Below are 14,762 nucleotides of genomic sequence, written 5' to 3'. Positions count from 1 at the left end.
CGATCGGAGCACAGCATGGCCCTTCACCTGGTGACCGGCGGAGCCGGGTTCATCGGATCCCACCTCGCCGACCGCCTCCTGGCCGCCGGACACGAGGTCGTCGTCCTGGACAACCTCGACGGCGGCAAGAAGGAGAACATCCCCGTCGGCGCGAGGCTCGTCACCGGCTCGATCGCCGACCGCACCGTGGTGGATGACCTGTTCGCCTCGCACGCCTTCCACAGCGTCTTCCACCTGGCCGCGTTCGCCGCCGAGGGCATCAGCCACGCCGTCAAGGCCCACAACTACGAGGTCAACGTCCTCGGCAGCACCCACCTGATCAACGCCGCCCTGCGCACCCGCGTCCGGTACTTCTCCTACGCCTCCTCCGTAGCCGTCTACGGCACCGGCCGCGTCCCCATGTGCGAGGACGACCACCCGCAGCCCGTCGACAGCTACGGCAACGCCAAGCTCACCATCGAACGCGAACTCGCCATCACCGCGCAGATGCAGGGCCTGCCGTTCACCGCGCTGCGGATGCACAACGTCTACGGCGAGCGGCAGAACCTCGGCGACCCTCTGCGTAACGCGGTGGCGATCTTCCTCAACCAGATCATGCGCGGCGAGCCGATCACCGTGTACGGCGACGGCAGCCAGCAGCGCGCCTTCACCTACGTCCACGACATCGTCGGGTGCTTCCTCGACGCCGCCGAGACCCCCCGGCACTGGAACCGGGTGATCAACGTCGGCAGCCAGCAGCCCTGCACCGTGCTGGAGATGGCCCACGCGGTGCGCGAGGCGATGGGCGTGCCCGATCACCCGATCCGCCACCTGGACACCCGCGAGGAGGTCCACGCCGCCTACACCAGCAGCGAACTCGCCCGGATGCTGCTCGGAGGCTGGAAGGACACCCCTCTGGCCGACGGCCTCGCCGCCACCGCCGCCTGGGCCAAGGCCCACGGCCCCGTCCGGCCCCACTCCACCCTCGCCCTCGAAACCGCCCCCGCCACCCACCCCGAGTGGTACGCCACCGCCACCTCCCGGACGGACACCCCGTGACCAAGCCCGCCAAGACCACCGCCCCCGCCGTCGAGACCATCGCCACCGACGTCGGCGGCGTCCTCTACTACGACGAGCCGTTCGAACTCGCCTGGCTCCAAGCCGTGCTGGAGCTGGCCGGCGAAGCCGACCCCACCCTGACCATCGAGCGGTTCACCGCCGAGATGCGCCGCTTCTACCTCCAGCGGGCCAGCGCCACCGCCAGCCCCGGCCTCTACAGCCCGGCCGGCGCGCACGCCTGGACCAGCGTCCGCCGCCGCTGGGCCGACCTCGCGCAGCTGGTACCCGGCGCCCACGCCGCGCTCGCCACCCTCGCCGAGCACCGTCCGGTGTGCGTGGTCGCCAACCAGCCCCCCGAGTGCGAGGAGGTCCTGCGCGCCAGCGGAGCCACCGAGCACCTGGCCCTCATCGCCCTCGACACCACCGTGGGCATCGCCAAGCCGGACCCCGGCCTCCTCGGCTGGGCCATCGAGCAGCTCGGCTGGAACCCGGCCACCACTCTGATGGTCGGCGACCGGCCCGACCACGACGCCGCCCCCGCCCAGTGCCTGGGCGCCCACACCGCGCTCGTCACCCCGCCCACCGGCTGGAACGCCCCGTCCGGAGTCGATCCGGCTCTGCTCGTCGCGTACGAGAAGGTGCGGGCCGAACGCCTGGAGGTCCGCCGCCACCCCGCCGCCGCCGCCGACCACAGCCTGCACGCCGTCGACCTCGCCGACCTGGCCACCCGGCTCACCGACCGCGCCCCGGCCCGGCGCCGTACGGAGGTGGTCCGGTGAGCGTCCCCCTCACCGTTGCGCTGTGCAGCAACCGGCCGGGCCTGCTCCTGTCCGCCCTCGACCGGCTCTCCGGCATCCTCGGCGCGGACGACCACCTCGTGGTCATCGTGGACACCGCCGCGGACGCCGCCACCCAGCGGCGGCTCGCCGAGCCCACCGACCGGCGACGAACCGTCTTCTTCAACGGGGCCACCATCGGTCTGTCCTACAGTCGCAACCTCGCCTTGAAGGAGGCCCCCACCCGGCACGTCGTGTTCGTGGACGACGACATCGTCCCCACCACCGACGCGATGGAGGACCTGCGCACCGCCCTGACCGGCGGGGCGCACGTGGCCGGTACCCGGATCACCGCCGACCTCCAAGGTCGCCGCACCCCGTGGTGGCTCACCGCCGGGCAGTTGCACTACCTCGGCTCCCACCACCCGGACCTGCCCGCCAGCATCTGGGGCGGGTGCTTCGCCCTCGACCGCGACCACGCCCGCCTGCTCGGCATCGACTTCGACAGCCGTCTGGGCCGCGTCGGCACCAACCTGGCCTCCGCCGAGGACACCACGCTCGTGCGCCGGCTCGCCGCCCTCGGCGCGACCACCGCGGTCCTCCACGACAGGCAGGTCCGCCACCTGATCCCCGCCCACCGGCTCCGCCCTGGCTACCTCCTGCGCCGGGCCTACTGGCAGGGCCGCAGCGAAGTCCGCCGCCGCACCGCCGGCAGCGGCCTGCACAAGGAGTGGAGACGCAACCGCTCCGGCGGCCCCGGCGCGCGACCCGCCGTGCTCGCCGTCCTCTACATCGCCGCGGTGCTGACCGGCATCGGTCGCGAACTCCTCGAGCAGGCCCGGAGGCGCCCGTGAAGATCGCCATGCTCAACCCGCCCCACCGGTACGGGCAGGACACCACCCAGTGGATCACCGTCCCGCCGCAGGGCTACGGCGGCATCCAGTGGGTGGTCGCCACCCTCATCGACGGACTGCTTGCCGCTGGGTGCGAGATCCTCCTCGTCGGTGCCCCCGGCAGCAGCGTCCGGCTGGGCCTGACCGTCTCCGACGCCACCACCATCGACGCCACTCGGGCCGCGCTGAGCGCGTTCGGCCCGGACGTGGTGCACGACCACACCAACGGCCAGCTCCTGCCCGCCGAGCCCGACTGGCCCGCCGTGCGCACCCACCACCTCAACGGAGTGCCCGAGCACCGAGGGAACGGCGTCTACCTCTCCCACGCCCAGCGCCGCGCCGCCGGGTCCACGGATGCGCCGATCATCCGGCTGCCGGTCAACCCCGACCGCTATACCTACCGCGAGAAGAAGGACGGCTTCCTGCTGTTCCTCGGCCGGGTCTCGGTCCACAAGGGCGCGCGGGACGCGGCAGCCTTCGCCCAGGCCGCCGGCCTCCCGCTGAAACTCGCCGGGCCGGCCTGGGAGCCGGACTACCTGCACAGCATCCTCACCGACTACCCCGGCACCGCCGAGTACATCGGAGAGGTCGGAGGCAGCCACCGCACCGGCCTGCTCGCCGCCGCCCGTGCTCTGCTCGTCCTCTCCCAGCCCTTCGGCGGCCCCTTCGGAGGCGAGTGGATCGAGCCCGGGGCCACCGTCGTCGCGGAGGCGGCCGTCAGCGGCACCCCGGTCATCGCCACCGATAACGGATGCTTGGGCGAGATCGCCCCGCACGTCGGCATCGCCCTGCCGGTCGAGCAGACGCCCACCGGGGAGGAGGCCGCCAAGATCCTGGCCGGCCTCCCGGCCCCGGAGCACCTCCGCGCCGCCGCCATCGAGCGCTGGGGCCACCACGTGATCGCCGCGAAGTACCTGGAGGTCTACCGCCGCGCCGCCGAGGGCGGCACCTGGACCTGACACGAGATCAACGCGAACGCTTCCCGGCCGCGATCCGCTGCCGGGAAGCCTCGTACAGGACCGCGGTCGCGGCGTTCGCCGCGTTCAGCGAGCTGGCGGCCCCCGTCATCGGGATGCTCACCGTGAAGTCGCACAGCTCCCGCCAGGTGCTGGACAGCCCGGTCGTCTCGTTGCCCACCAGCAGCAGCACCGGCTGGGTCAGGTCGAAGTCGAAGACGTCGGCGTCGCCCTTCTCGTCCGTGCCCACCAGGACCAGCGGGTGACCGGCGGCACGCTGCTGCTCCACCCAGGCCATCACCTCGTTCGGCCCCGGCACCCGGACCGACGGCAGCGAGAACAGGCTGCCCGTGGTCGCCCGCACGGCCTTCGGGTCGTAGACGTCGGCGGCGTGACCCGAAACGATCATCCCGTGCGCGCCGAAGGCGTCCGCCGACCGGATGATGCTCCCGATGTTGCCCGGCGTGGTCGGCCGGTCGAACAGGACACCGAGGAAGTCCGGTCCAACCTCGATCCGGCCCAGGTCGTCCGCCGGCATGCCGACCACCGCGATCACCTCGGGCGCGCCCTCGGCCTTCTCGCCCAGCTCCGCCAGCAGCCCCGGCGCCATCACGATCCGCTCGGCCCGCGTCGTCCGCAACAGCTCCTGCGCCCAGCCCGACAGCTTCCGCCGGTCGTCGTAGAGCAGCGCGTTGATCGGCCAGCCGTACTCCACGGCCAGCGAGATCGGCCGAACCCCCTGGACCAGGAACTCACCGAGCTGGTTGCGCTTCTTCCGGTTGGTGAGCAGCGCTTCCCACTGCTGGAACTTCGCGTTGCGGGAGGTGATCCGCTGGATCGCTGGCACCTGTCCTCCAAGATGAGCCGACTACTTCGATGCGTTCCGACCACGGCGGAGTCCGCACCAGCGCAGCTCGGAACTTTACACCGGCACAACCACGCGTACGGGCTCACGACCGGCGCCACGGACGCTGCGGTGAGTACGGGAATCACCGGTCAGGCTGCCCAGATCAGGTCGAGTCGAGCCCCGTGGGACCGGGCCCCCGCGGCCGTCCTCCCTGGCTCTACGTCGCGGGCCACGCATATTCGCTGTAGGGGATACCGGTGGCGATGTGCCGCAGCGCGACCGCGAGGTACGGCGGCATCGGTTCGGGCAGCGCTGCTGTTTTGTACCAGTTCCAGCCCTCGCACTTGTCGGGCTCGGGGTTACCGATCTCGCCGTGCCACCGGTCTGTCTCGAAGAAGAATGCGATCCGCTGGTCACCGGCGTGCGTCGATACGTGGTGCATCAGGTGCACGAACCGGACGTCGGCCGGGTCGACGCCGGCGCCGGTCTCCTCGGCGAACTCGCGGGCAGCCGCCACGGCGGCGGGCTCGCCGTCCTCCAAGAGCCCGGCGGGCACCTGGAACATGCCCGGGAATACGCGCTGTGTCTCCACGCGGCGGCTCATGAGGATCTCGTTCCCCCGGCGGACGATCAGGTGCACGTCCGCGTAGTGCGCGGCGTAGGAGTAGCCGGACGGGGCGGTCTTCTGCGGCATCAGCTTCCCTCCCTGGTCTGCAGGATCTCGGCCCACGGGTGCGGCCCGTACGCGACAGAAATCGCCTCGGCCAGCCACGCCCGCGCCTCCTGGCCGAGATGAGGCCGTACTTCGGCGAAGTCCTGCTCGTCCTTCGGCCGAGGAGCTTTCGCCTTGTAGAACAGCTGGACCTCCGGCGCCAGGAACGGCGTACCGTCAGCAGTTGCTGCCCCGATCTGCTTCACCGGCCGCCGGATTCGGGCGTCGCGGCGCGACACCCAGGTCTCGCCGTCGGCCTCGTCGAGCATCACCTGAATCCGCCACGGCTCATCCGGACCGGGCCGGCACCATACGTCGTGCACGCCGACCGGCAGCAGCTCGCCGGACACCCACCGGCGCAACGAGCCCGGCGGGTCCGCAGCCCACCACTCCCACCCGGCAAGGACCTCTTGAACCGCGAGCTGGTCTCGCCGCAGCAGCAGGACGTCGATGTCGTCGTGCTCCCGAAACGGCCGGCCCACGGCGAGTTCCACGGCGTAGCCGCCCGCAACCCACCAGGGGCGGGGCGTCTTCGAGAACAAGGCGACGACCTCGGCTAGGTCGGCGGGCTCCCAGTCCCGCCCGGGCTGTGCCTCCCGCATCACCGTGCCCTTCCCCTGCAACATCGCCCAGCGTGGATGCGAAACGTTACCGCTCAGGAACGAGGGGCACACCGAGCTTCACAAAGCGCCCGGGAAACCGGATGCCCCGCCCCGCCTCCTGCTCCTACCCTCCGGTCATGCCGACATCGCGCCCTGTGCAGACAGCGTCCGAGATCGTCACCTACTACGCCGCCCAGTACGACGAAGCCGACCGGCTCCACACCACCGCCAGCGGCCGCCTCGAACTCCTCCGCACTCGCGAGCTCCTCCGCGGCCACCTTCCGCCCGCGCCCGCACGGGTGCTCGACGTCGGCGGCGGTCCCGGCACCCACGCCCGGTGGCTCATCGAGGACGGCCACACCGTCCACCTGATCGACCCCGTCCGTCGGCACCTCGATCAGGCCGCTGTTCACGCCCCCGGGTGCACCACCGAACTCGGCGACGCCCGACACCTCACCGCCGCCACCGGCTCCTACGACGCCGTCTTACTGCTCGGGCCCCTCTACCACCTCGCCGCCCGCGCCGACCGCGTCCGCGCCCTCGAAGAAGCCGCCAGAGCGGCGAGGCCTGGAGCCCTGGTCGCCGCCGCCGGCATCAGCCGCTACAGCCTCCTGCAGGACTACACTGTGCACGCCGAGCTCACCCCCGAGCTCCTCCACGGCGAAGTCGCCACGGTCCTGCGCAGCGGTTCGTACGACGGCAGCCGCGGCTTCACCACCGCTCACTTCCACACCGCTGCCGAGCTCGCGGCCGAGGCCGCCGACGCAGGCCTGACCGGCATCACCGTGACCGGGATCGAAGGCCCCGGCTGGGCCTACCTCCGTGCCGCCGAACGCACCGCCGGCACACCCCTCTACGACTCGCCGCTGCTGCCCGGCGCCCTCGAGACGGCGCGGCTTGCCGACGGGCATCCCCAGTTCGCCGACGCGTCCGCGCACCTTCTTCTCACCGGACGGGCCCGAGAATGAACCACCCACGGTGTGACGTGCAGCTATGGGACCCGCTTCGCTGCGGACCGTCGCCCTGGTCCTTCTCGCGGTGGATGCCGGGGCGGCGGAGAGGCGGCACCGGCCGCCGGCGTCCGAAGCCACCCGCCGTCCCGGCGGCGGTGGTCGACGGCTCGGCGTTGCCAGAGGCCTTGCGGCACTGGGCACGGCAGAGGGACGAGAAGCCGTCGTCGACCACGATGGCCCAACCTCATCCGTGCCTATACGCCAAACTAGCCCGCGAGCCCGGAATCATCGCTCTACGGCTCACAGGGAACACCACGTCCACCCCTGCCCTGACGGGACAACGCCACGAACGGGAAATCCCCATGCTGACCTGTGTGAACACGCGATGAGCACACCGATCGCGGTCGTCGTGAGCGGCGGACCCGGAACAGGGAAGACCACCCTCGCGCATGAGCTCGCCCGCGTCCTCGGATGCCCCGCGATCATCCGTGACGAGATCAAGCAGGGCATGGTCCTGTCCCACCCCGGCTACCAGGGCGGCGGCGACGACCCCCTCAACCACCCGACCCTGCATGCCTTCTTCGGTACGCTCAACGTGCTCCTGAAGGCTGGCGTCACGCTCGTCGCCGAAGCCGCCTTCCAAGACCGGCTGTGGCGCCCGAACCTCGAGCCGCTCATCGGCCTCGCACACCTCCGCGTCATCCGCTGCACCACCCAGGCCGACATCGCCCACGACCGCATCGTCCAGCGCGCCAAGGCCGACACGCACCGGGCCGCCCACGGCGACCAGGACCTGCTCGAAGCCCTCGCCGCCGGAGAACACTCCCTTGATTCCTGGGCGCCGATCTCCCTGGACGTCCCCACCCTGACGGTGGACACCTCGGACGGCTACCAGCCGGGCCTCCACGACATCGCCGATTTCGCTCTCGCACCCGTTCGCAACCGTACGTTGCCCGGAGGCCGGTCAGCGGATCCGCACTGAATCGTGCGCCCGTTCGGACCTGCCCGTTGAGGGCGAAACGAGCCGCCTCGTGGCAAGCCGTGGGGCAGACTTCCTTTGACCGTCCGCGAAGGGGGAGTTGGTCCGGTGCGACCCAGCCAGCAGATGCGCGATCTCGGCGTCGTTCAGGTCGGCGCGCCCGGCCTGGACGAGCCTGCCCGCCCCTTTGCCCTCCCTGACGAGTTGCACACCGCCGACACCGTCGTGGGTCGGCTCCTTGACGCCATGGAGCGCATCCGCCGCGCGCACGACTTCTCCGGCAAGGGCCTGGGCGTAGCCGCCCCGCAGATCGGCATCCCGCGGTCCGCAGCGGTCATCCAGCCCCCTGGGGCCGACCCGATCGTGCTGCTCAACCCCCGCATCATCGTCGCCTCGGAGGAGACGGACGAGAAGTTCGAAGGCTGTCTGTCGTTCTTCGACGTCCGCGGCCTCGTTTCTCGGCCCTTGCGGATCACAGTGGAGACCACCACCTTGGAGGGCCAGGCGGTGACCGCCATCTACGAGCGCGGGATCGCCCGGCTGGTCCACCACGAGGTCGACCACCTTGACGGCGTGCTCTACACCGCGCGGATGCGGGCCGGCGTCGCGCCTATTCCCGTCGAGGAATACCGCCAGACCGGCCGGGCGTGGGCCTACGAGCAGTGAAGGCCGACGCGGTGCCTCCGAATTCTGCCCGGTGGCTTTCTCCTTCAAATCCAGCCGACCCGCCAACCGCACCATCGCCTCCGGGAGTCGCCCCGTGATCCACCGACGCGACGTCAGCGGCATCACCGCCCAGGCCGAACGCGACCTCCTCGCCGCCCACCAGCTCACCTCCGCCGACCTCATCGCCACCGGCACCGAGGCCAAGGTCTACCTCCTCGACGCCGAGCAGGTCCTCAAGGTGTACGCCGACCCCGACGGCACCCAGGCCGCCCGGCTGCAGACCCTGCGCACCTTCTACGACCAACTCGATCGCGGCCGGGTGCCCTACGTCCTGCCGGTGATCCACGCGGTCGAGCAGCACGGCCCGCTCCTGGCCACCCGCGAGGCGCTCCTGCCCGGCCGTCCGATGGGCGAGGTCTGCGACCTGACCACCCCCGAGGCCGAGGCCCTCTACCTCGACGCCGTCACCGCCCTCGGCGCCCTGCCCCCGCCCAGCGGCGCGGACCCGCGCATGCTCCTGGCCGGCCCCGGCACGCCCGGCGCGGAGCCCGGCCTCGGCTGGCGCCCCTTCCTGCGCCGCCTGCTCGACAGCAGGCTCGAGGCCGTCCACGACATCCTGAGCGCCGACGTCCCCCGCATCGACACCATCGTCAAGGACCTGCACACCCTGCTCGACAGCCCCTACACCGGGCCCGAGGCCGTCGTCCACGGCGACCTCTACCCCGACAACCTCCTGCTCGCCGGCGGGAGCGTGTCCGCGGTCGTCGACTTCGGGACCTTGACCATGACCGGCGACCCGCTCTACGACGTCGCCGGCGCCTGCGTCTACTACCGCCAGTACGAGGCCGACCGCCTCACCGTCTGGCGGCGCCTGCTCGACCAGGCCGCCGACCGCACGCCCGCCGGCCGCCGCCACCTCCTGCGCGCCTACGTCGAGATCATCGCGCTCCTCACCTGCGACCTGTATCCCGAGAACCACAGGCCGATCCAGGCCACCGGCCACTACCAGTGGGCCGTCACCGTCCTGCGCGACCTGGACTGGAGGAGCTGATGGTCTTCCCGCCCCACGTCGAACCCGCCGCCGGTACCTGTCCCGCCCCACCACTCACCAAGGAGACGAACCCATGAAGGAGCGCGTTCGCGCTGTCCTCGTCACGCCGAACGACACCACGCTCGTGATCAAGCGCGTCCGCCCCGGCATCGACCCCTACTGGGTCCTCGTCGGCGGTGGCGTTGAGGAGAGCGACGCCACCCGCGAGGAAGCGCTCCTACGCGAGGTCCGCCGACCTCGTGCTCCGCATCACCTGCGCACGGAGCGAACAGGCCCCGCGTGGTGCACGGCCCTTCCCCGGCTGACATCATCGGTGACGCCCAGCCCCGCGCAGCGGCCGGTTTCCGGCCCCCGAGCCTCGGCACGGGACCCTGTGACCTGGCCGGCGTCGGATGCTGTCCGGTCAGGCTTCGGTGGCGGCCCCGCGAAGCCGTGAGGCGCGCCACCTCATCCGACGCATCGGCTGTTCCCCGGCCGGCCCGCTACCGCATCAGCGGTTGCAGTGCTTGGAGGATGACGGCGAGCGTCGCCCAGTCCACGGCGTGGGGGCCGTCCGAGCGCAGGATGTCGGCGAGGCGGGCGACTTCCACGTGGGTGTGCTCGGTCTCGGCAGCGTTGCCGTGGCTGGTCATATCGGCCCGTAGCTGCTCGAGCTCGTGCGCGCTGAGCTCGACGGCGTACGCGGTCTGGGTGTGGACGGACAGGGTGCCAGCCGCCTGGCGGGTGCCGACGAAGTGGAGCCGCGCCGGGGAGAGGGGCAGGCCGGTCTCCTCGGTGAACTCGGCCGCGGCCGTGAGCCGGGGGTCGCCCGGCTTGGCGCTGGATCCTCCGGGGACTTCGCGGATGTAGGCGTCCGGGGTGCGGGCGGGGGAGCGGAACTCGCGTACGAGCACGATCTCGGTGTCCTGCCACTGGGGCGCGGGCCGGTAGGCGACGACGCTGGTCAGGTCGGGCCGTCCCAGGACGACTTCGGTGTCCTTCACGCGGTCCTCGGCCGCGACGTGGATGCGGGCGGCGTACGCCCACAGCAGGACGTGGGAGCGGTGGGGGCCGACGCGGAAGGTCCAGGAGACCCGGCCGCCGAGCAGCGTGTTGCCGGCGTCCTTCTGGGCGGCGAGCCAGGCCCGGAAGGACGGGGTCCGCCACAGCAGGAGCGGGACATCGCGCTGTCCGCCGGCGCGCGGGGCGCCGGGGCCGATGCGGTCCAGGGCCAGGGCGATGGCCTGCGGCAGGGTATCGGCGACGGGGACCTGGAGGTCCTCGGCGAGCAGGCGCAGACGCCGGCCGGCATCGGCCGTGCCGTCGGGGCAGCCGAGGACGGACCGGCCGTCGTCCAGGCCATCGCCCGGCCCGGTCTCGGCGCCCGGGCCGGGTTGGGGGTACCAGTGGATGACCTCGTCGGCGCGGGCGCGCTGAATCCGTTCCCAGGCGAGCCGGTGTGCGGCGCCCGGTCCTTGGGCGTTGCCGCGGGGGTGGGGGAGCAGCACCACCAGGGTGCCGGGCTGGCACCATTGGAGGGTCGCCTCGCGCAGGACTTCCCGGGAGGTCTCCGGATCGAGGGGCGTGCCGGCCAGGTAGAGGCTCGCGGTGTAGATCTCGGGCGGCTCCTCCCCGGCGTGGACGGGCTGTACGTCGCTGGGGGCGGTCACGGCCTCTCGGCGCCTTCCGGTGCTCAAGGGCGGCCGGTGAGCGGGATCGGCGGGGCGGCGGGCTCCCAGGTGATGGTCTTCTGCGCCGGGTCGGCGGTGACGTCGACGAGTTCGACGGCCTCGACGCGCAGGGGTGCGTGGCTGGGGCGCACGCGGCGCAGCCGGCGGTGGATCTGGTGGAAGTGCTCCAGAGTGACCTCGTCGGTCGCGTACGACTCGGTCAGGTGCGGGACGCCGGTGTCGTAGGCGGTGGCGTCCTTACCGAGGACCGTCTCGAACGCGCGGGTGGTGGCGGTGCGCAGCGCGTTCAGCGGCTCGTCGGGTCCGAGGTCGAGGATGATGCCGGTGCCGTACGCCAGAGGGCTGCCGACCGTGACGGTGAAGGGCTCGACGGGGCGTAGCTGCCGGGACAGTTCGGCGGCCAGGGCCTGGCGCACGTCGTCGGGGATGTCGGCGGCCGGCTTCTGGGACAGCTGGTAGAGCGTGATGTGCAGCCACTCGTCGCCGACGTGGGTGAGCGGGTCGTCGGCGGTCGCGGCGCGTACGCCGCGTACGAGGTCGGCGAGTTCCGGGTTCCGGCCGAGGTCCACGGTGACGTACACGTGGAGCAGGGACCCCTTCACCCAGGAATCTTGCCCCTGCTGGAAGACGAACGGCTTCATCCGGGCAACGTATCGCCTTGGCCGCGGGCTCGGAGGCCGGATCGGGAAGTCCATGGGGCCTGCGGACTCCCGGCGTGCGTCATCTTCTTGCGCCTGGCGCGGGAGGTCTGCCGGGTCTGTCTCGGGGGACTGACTGAAACACCGGCGGCCCCTGGTACGAGGTGTGGTGGGCTGGCACAGTGACGGTGGCGATCAACGGATCAGCTCAGGAGAGGGGCCCGCACATGCGGTGGATCGTGAAGCGGCGCAGGACGAGGGCACGCGAGGAGAAGGTCCGCGCCGCGGTGTGGAACGCCCAGCTGATGCTCGCCACGCGCACCCCGGCCAGGTCCACCGCCGCCGAGCCGGACAGCATCGTCGGTGCGACCGTCGAGCACAGCGTCCACATCGATGCGGCGCTCACCAGGCTGCTGAACGTCCTGGGCCCGAACCATGCGCTGACCCTCCCGGTCTTCGAGGCGAGCCGCGCCTGCGCAGACGTGTCCCTCCTCCACGAGAGCTGGGCCGCCCATTGCGCCGAGCGGGCGCGGCCGGGCGCCGACGACATCGTCGTCGCCCTGGACCGCGAGTTCCCCGACCCGGCCCGGGTACGGGCCTGGCCCCGCTACGAGACGGCACGGCAGCGCGTCGGCGTGCTGGCCGAGCAGCTGGCCACCCTGGAACCGCAGCTGGCGGCGCTCACCGGACACGACCTGTCCGCTCGCCGTCTGCCCGCTGCGGCCTGACCGCTCATCACACAGCCACGTCGGCACGGTCGGCGCCGAGCGCCGAGCGTTCGTGCAGCACCAGGCGGCGCAGTTCCGCGGCGGCGAACTCGACGGCGAGCAGCTCCCAGTACCCGCCGCTCCTTCCGGAATCGGTACGCCGGAGGAGGACATCGAGGCTGACCGGGATCTCCTGCGATGCCGGGGCTTCGCCCTGATCCGGCTGTCCGTCCGTCTGCCGGCCCGAGCCCCGCGCTCGCTCGTGAGCGACGCCCAGCCGCGCGGTCCGCAGAAGGGTCTCCACCGCCTCGTAGGTGGCGGCCACGGCCTCGCGGTCGTCCTGGGCGTGGTGCAGGAGCAGCCGCAGATCGAAGATCACCTGGACGGTTACGTCGTTGACCGTGACGCTCGGGTCCTGGACGAACTCGGCCGACGTCGGTTCCCCTTCCGCGTCGCCGGCGTGCTCGGCCCAGGCCACCACCTGGTACCACCGCCAGTGCTTCTGCTCGTTGGGTTCCGCGCCGTAGGGCGCGGGCAGGTCCGGGAAGCGCGGCCCGGCGTGGGGGTTGACCCAGCCGCACCGGCACCCGGCCGTCAGGGCACCGGTGCTGTCCCACCACACCGCGTGGGCGGCGGCATCGCCGTCGAGGACCTCGACCGTGCCGTCGGCGGCGGTGCGGTGGATCCTCAGCTCGTGCGCCTCGAACTCGGCGGCTTCCCCGGCCGGCGCACCGGACGACGAGGGGCCGTTGCGGTTCTTCTCCCGGATCAGGAGGCTGTGTGCCTCGGTGACCCGGATGCCGCGTTCCTTGGCGATGCGGCGTGCCTTGGCCTTGCGGTCGTTGCTTCCGCGCTTGGTCATGACCGGCTCCCGGCGGGCGGGGTGCCCACGCCGTCCCGCCCTGAAGTCCGCGTCTGGTCAGAGCGAAGCAACATGGGCCCGCGCCGGACACCGGTCCGGGTGCCGGACCGTATCCGGCGAGCCTTCGACCCTGTGCCGGGCCGTGCGGCGTGGGCGCGGCGCCCGGCGGTCTCGACGCGTGCATGCCCTGCGCCGCACCCAACGTAGCGCACGGGCGTGCGACGGGGGAGCGGTCGAGATCACGCTCCGGTGGTGCACCGCGCGATCAGACCGGGGAGCTCGTCCTTGCTCAAGGCCAGGTGATGGGCGGGTTCGGCATCGCGGAGATGCCGGGCGACGACGACCTCGTACAAGTCGGCGCGCTGGTCGTCGGCGTAGTGCTCGGTCAGCTGGTACCAGTGGTGCAGGACGCCCCAGGTGCAGCGCTGCGGGGTGGGGCTGGCCTGCCAGTCCAGTTCGAGATGGTGATGATGGTGGGCCGCGGCGACGGCACGGCGCAGCTCCTCCGGAACGACCTCGGGGTTGCTGGCCCGGTCGAGGAGCTCCCGCAGGTCCTCGGCGCAGGTCTTGGCCGGCGGGAGCGGATCGTTCAGGCCCGGAGGAGGACCGTCCTTGAGGGTTCCTTCGGGACGGTCAGGCCAGCGCAGATCGGCGCACGCCTCCACCTGGTCGGCGTCGATGTCCCGGGTTCCCTCGACGTCGTCGAGGTCGACCGCGTACCCGGCCGGCCCGTGAACCGTCTCGGTCGCATCGTCGAAGAACCAGCCGACATCCCGTACGTACCCGCGGTGTCCGGTGAACGCCCCGGAGGTGACCTTCACCCGGTCGAGGGCGCGGTGACCCTGCTCGGTGATCATCTGCCGCTGGACGACGCCCGCCGCCCACTGCGTGCACACCTCCAGCGCAGGGTCGGGCAGGCCCCTTGCGATGCCCCGGCTCATGCCGCCCCACCGGGGCTCCGGCGCGTCAGGCACCCAACCGCTGTGGGCGCCGTGCGAGAGGGCGGGCTGAAGGACGGCCGACTTCACCGGGGCGTGGGGGTCCCAGGTCCGCGTCAACCACCGCCAGCACTCGGTCACCGGGTCGCCGGGCGCCGCCGTACGGGACAGGTCGTGGCCCGCGCGGGGGAGGACTGTGGTGACCAGCTCGGTCACGCGCTCGTCGTCGCGCAACTGCCACAGAACCGCCGGCCAGCCGATCGCGTCGACCGGCCGGCGCTCGCGCAGGTGCAGGGCGTAGAGGACCGTGGCGACGATGCCGCGCATCGCCACGTCGTCCCAGCACTGCTCGTCCATGCCGCCGGGCTGGTCGGCCGCGGTGGCGTCGGTGGCGCGCCGTACGGCCTCGCTCCACGGGTCGGGGGCCGGTGAACGAGAGGGCATGGGCTGGCTCCTGCCGGGTGGTCGGTGCGC

At 72.1% G+C, this 14,762-nt stretch carries 16 protein-coding genes and 1 pseudogene; 10 read left to right on the top strand and 7 right to left on the bottom strand.

Going from position 1 to position 14,762, the window contains the following annotated elements:
• Nucleotides 1–15: 15 nt before the first annotated feature.
• The 4 genes from AB0E14_RS05120 to AB0E14_RS05105 are packed head-to-tail and all read left to right on the top strand — an operon-like array spanning nucleotide 16 to nucleotide 3,666.
• Nucleotides 16–1,038 (top strand): NAD-dependent epimerase/dehydratase family protein, encoded by a 1,023-nt coding sequence (locus AB0E14_RS05120; protein WP_096624389.1) that lies wholly within the window; start codon nucleotides 16–18, stop codon nucleotides 1,036–1,038.
• Entirely contained in the window at nucleotides 1,035–1,817 is a 783-nt protein-coding gene (locus AB0E14_RS05115; RefSeq protein WP_362412173.1) for an HAD family hydrolase, read from the top strand. Before AB0E14_RS05120 ends, AB0E14_RS05115 begins: the two co-directional genes overlap by 4 nt.
• Entirely contained in the window at nucleotides 1,814–2,668 is an 855-nt protein-coding gene (locus AB0E14_RS05110) for a glycosyltransferase (protein ID WP_362412170.1), read from the top strand. Before AB0E14_RS05115 ends, AB0E14_RS05110 begins: the two co-directional genes overlap by 4 nt.
• Nucleotides 2,665–3,666 (top strand): glycosyltransferase family 4 protein, encoded by a 1,002-nt coding sequence (locus AB0E14_RS05105; RefSeq protein WP_362412167.1) that lies wholly within the window; start codon nucleotides 2,665–2,667, stop codon nucleotides 3,664–3,666. The genes AB0E14_RS05110 and AB0E14_RS05105 overlap by 4 nt, the downstream gene beginning before the upstream one ends.
• 7 nt (nucleotides 3,667–3,673) lie before the next feature.
• Here the strand turns inward: AB0E14_RS05105 and AB0E14_RS05100 are convergent, their stop codons facing one another.
• The 3 genes from AB0E14_RS05100 to AB0E14_RS05090 all read right to left on the bottom strand — a co-directional run bounded on the left by AB0E14_RS05100 (nucleotide 3,674) and on the right by AB0E14_RS05090 (nucleotide 5,824).
• Nucleotides 3,674–4,510 carry a TrmH family RNA methyltransferase gene (locus tag AB0E14_RS05100; protein WP_096624395.1) on the bottom strand — a complete coding sequence of 279 codons (837 nt, stop codon included), beginning with the start codon at nucleotides 4,508–4,510 and terminating at the stop codon, nucleotides 3,674–3,676.
• Nucleotides 4,511–4,727: 217 nt separating this feature from the next.
• Nucleotides 4,728–5,204, bottom strand: a complete 477-nt coding sequence (locus tag AB0E14_RS05095; protein ID WP_362412163.1) for an NUDIX domain-containing protein — start codon at nucleotides 5,202–5,204, stop codon at nucleotides 4,728–4,730.
• Nucleotides 5,204–5,824 carry an amino acid transporter gene (locus tag AB0E14_RS05090; protein ID WP_362412160.1) on the bottom strand — a complete coding sequence of 207 codons (621 nt, stop codon included), beginning with the start codon at nucleotides 5,822–5,824 and terminating at the stop codon, nucleotides 5,204–5,206. Before AB0E14_RS05090 ends, AB0E14_RS05095 begins: the two co-directional genes overlap by 1 nt.
• Nucleotides 5,825–5,961: 137 nt before the next feature.
• On the opposite strand from AB0E14_RS05090, the gene AB0E14_RS05085 reads away from it, so the two are divergent.
• The 5 genes and pseudogenes from AB0E14_RS05085 to AB0E14_RS05065 form a co-directional block, all read left to right on the top strand.
• On the top strand, nucleotides 5,962–6,792 hold the full coding sequence (locus AB0E14_RS05085; RefSeq protein WP_362412157.1) for a class I SAM-dependent methyltransferase: 831 nt from the start codon (nucleotides 5,962–5,964) through the stop codon (nucleotides 6,790–6,792).
• 370 nt (nucleotides 6,793–7,162) lie between these two features.
• Nucleotides 7,163–7,759, top strand: coding sequence for an AAA family ATPase (locus tag AB0E14_RS05080; protein WP_362412153.1), 597 nt, complete (start codon nucleotides 7,163–7,165; stop codon nucleotides 7,757–7,759).
• A gap of 105 nt (nucleotides 7,760–7,864) precedes the next feature.
• Entirely contained in the window at nucleotides 7,865–8,422 is a 558-nt protein-coding gene (locus AB0E14_RS05075; protein WP_362412150.1) for a peptide deformylase, read from the top strand.
• A gap of 94 nt (nucleotides 8,423–8,516) precedes the next feature.
• On the top strand, nucleotides 8,517–9,473 hold the full coding sequence (locus AB0E14_RS05070) for an aminoglycoside phosphotransferase family protein (RefSeq protein WP_362412147.1): 957 nt from the start codon (nucleotides 8,517–8,519) through the stop codon (nucleotides 9,471–9,473).
• A gap of 73 nt (nucleotides 9,474–9,546) precedes the next feature.
• Nucleotides 9,547–9,702: pseudogene (locus AB0E14_RS05065) on the top strand (NUDIX domain-containing protein); the annotation flags it as partial.
• Nucleotides 9,703–9,955: 253 nt separating this feature from the next.
• Here AB0E14_RS05065 and AB0E14_RS05060 read toward each other — a convergent pair.
• Complete coding sequence (locus AB0E14_RS05060) at nucleotides 9,956–11,122, bottom strand: NUDIX hydrolase (RefSeq protein ID WP_362412144.1); 1,167 nt, start codon at nucleotides 11,120–11,122, stop codon at nucleotides 9,956–9,958.
• A gap of 23 nt (nucleotides 11,123–11,145) precedes the next feature.
• Nucleotides 11,146–11,784 (bottom strand): 2'-5' RNA ligase family protein, encoded by a 639-nt coding sequence (locus AB0E14_RS05055; RefSeq protein ID WP_362412141.1) that lies wholly within the window; start codon nucleotides 11,782–11,784, stop codon nucleotides 11,146–11,148.
• Between the two features lie 224 nt (nucleotides 11,785–12,008).
• On the opposite strand from AB0E14_RS05055, the gene AB0E14_RS05050 reads away from it, so the two are divergent.
• Nucleotides 12,009–12,509 carry a hypothetical protein gene (locus AB0E14_RS05050; RefSeq protein ID WP_362412138.1) on the top strand — a complete coding sequence of 167 codons (501 nt, stop codon included), beginning with the start codon at nucleotides 12,009–12,011 and terminating at the stop codon, nucleotides 12,507–12,509.
• Between the two features lie 7 nt (nucleotides 12,510–12,516).
• On the opposite strand, the gene AB0E14_RS05045 is transcribed toward AB0E14_RS05050, so the two are convergent.
• Entirely contained in the window at nucleotides 12,517–13,350 is an 834-nt protein-coding gene (locus AB0E14_RS05045; RefSeq protein ID WP_362412135.1) for a hypothetical protein, read from the bottom strand.
• Nucleotides 13,351–13,589: 239 nt separating this feature from the next.
• Nucleotides 13,590–14,732, bottom strand: coding sequence for a hypothetical protein (locus AB0E14_RS05040; RefSeq protein WP_362412132.1), 1,143 nt, complete (start codon nucleotides 14,730–14,732; stop codon nucleotides 13,590–13,592).
• Nucleotides 14,733–14,762: the final 30 nt, after the last annotated feature.

The sequence above is a fragment of the Streptomyces sp. NPDC047981 genome (assembly GCF_040653315.1).
Taxonomy (GTDB): Bacteria; Actinomycetota; Actinomycetes; order Streptomycetales; family Streptomycetaceae; genus Streptomyces.
Note: the sequence above shows the minus strand (reverse complement) of the source record. Positions and strands in the feature narration are given on the sequence as shown.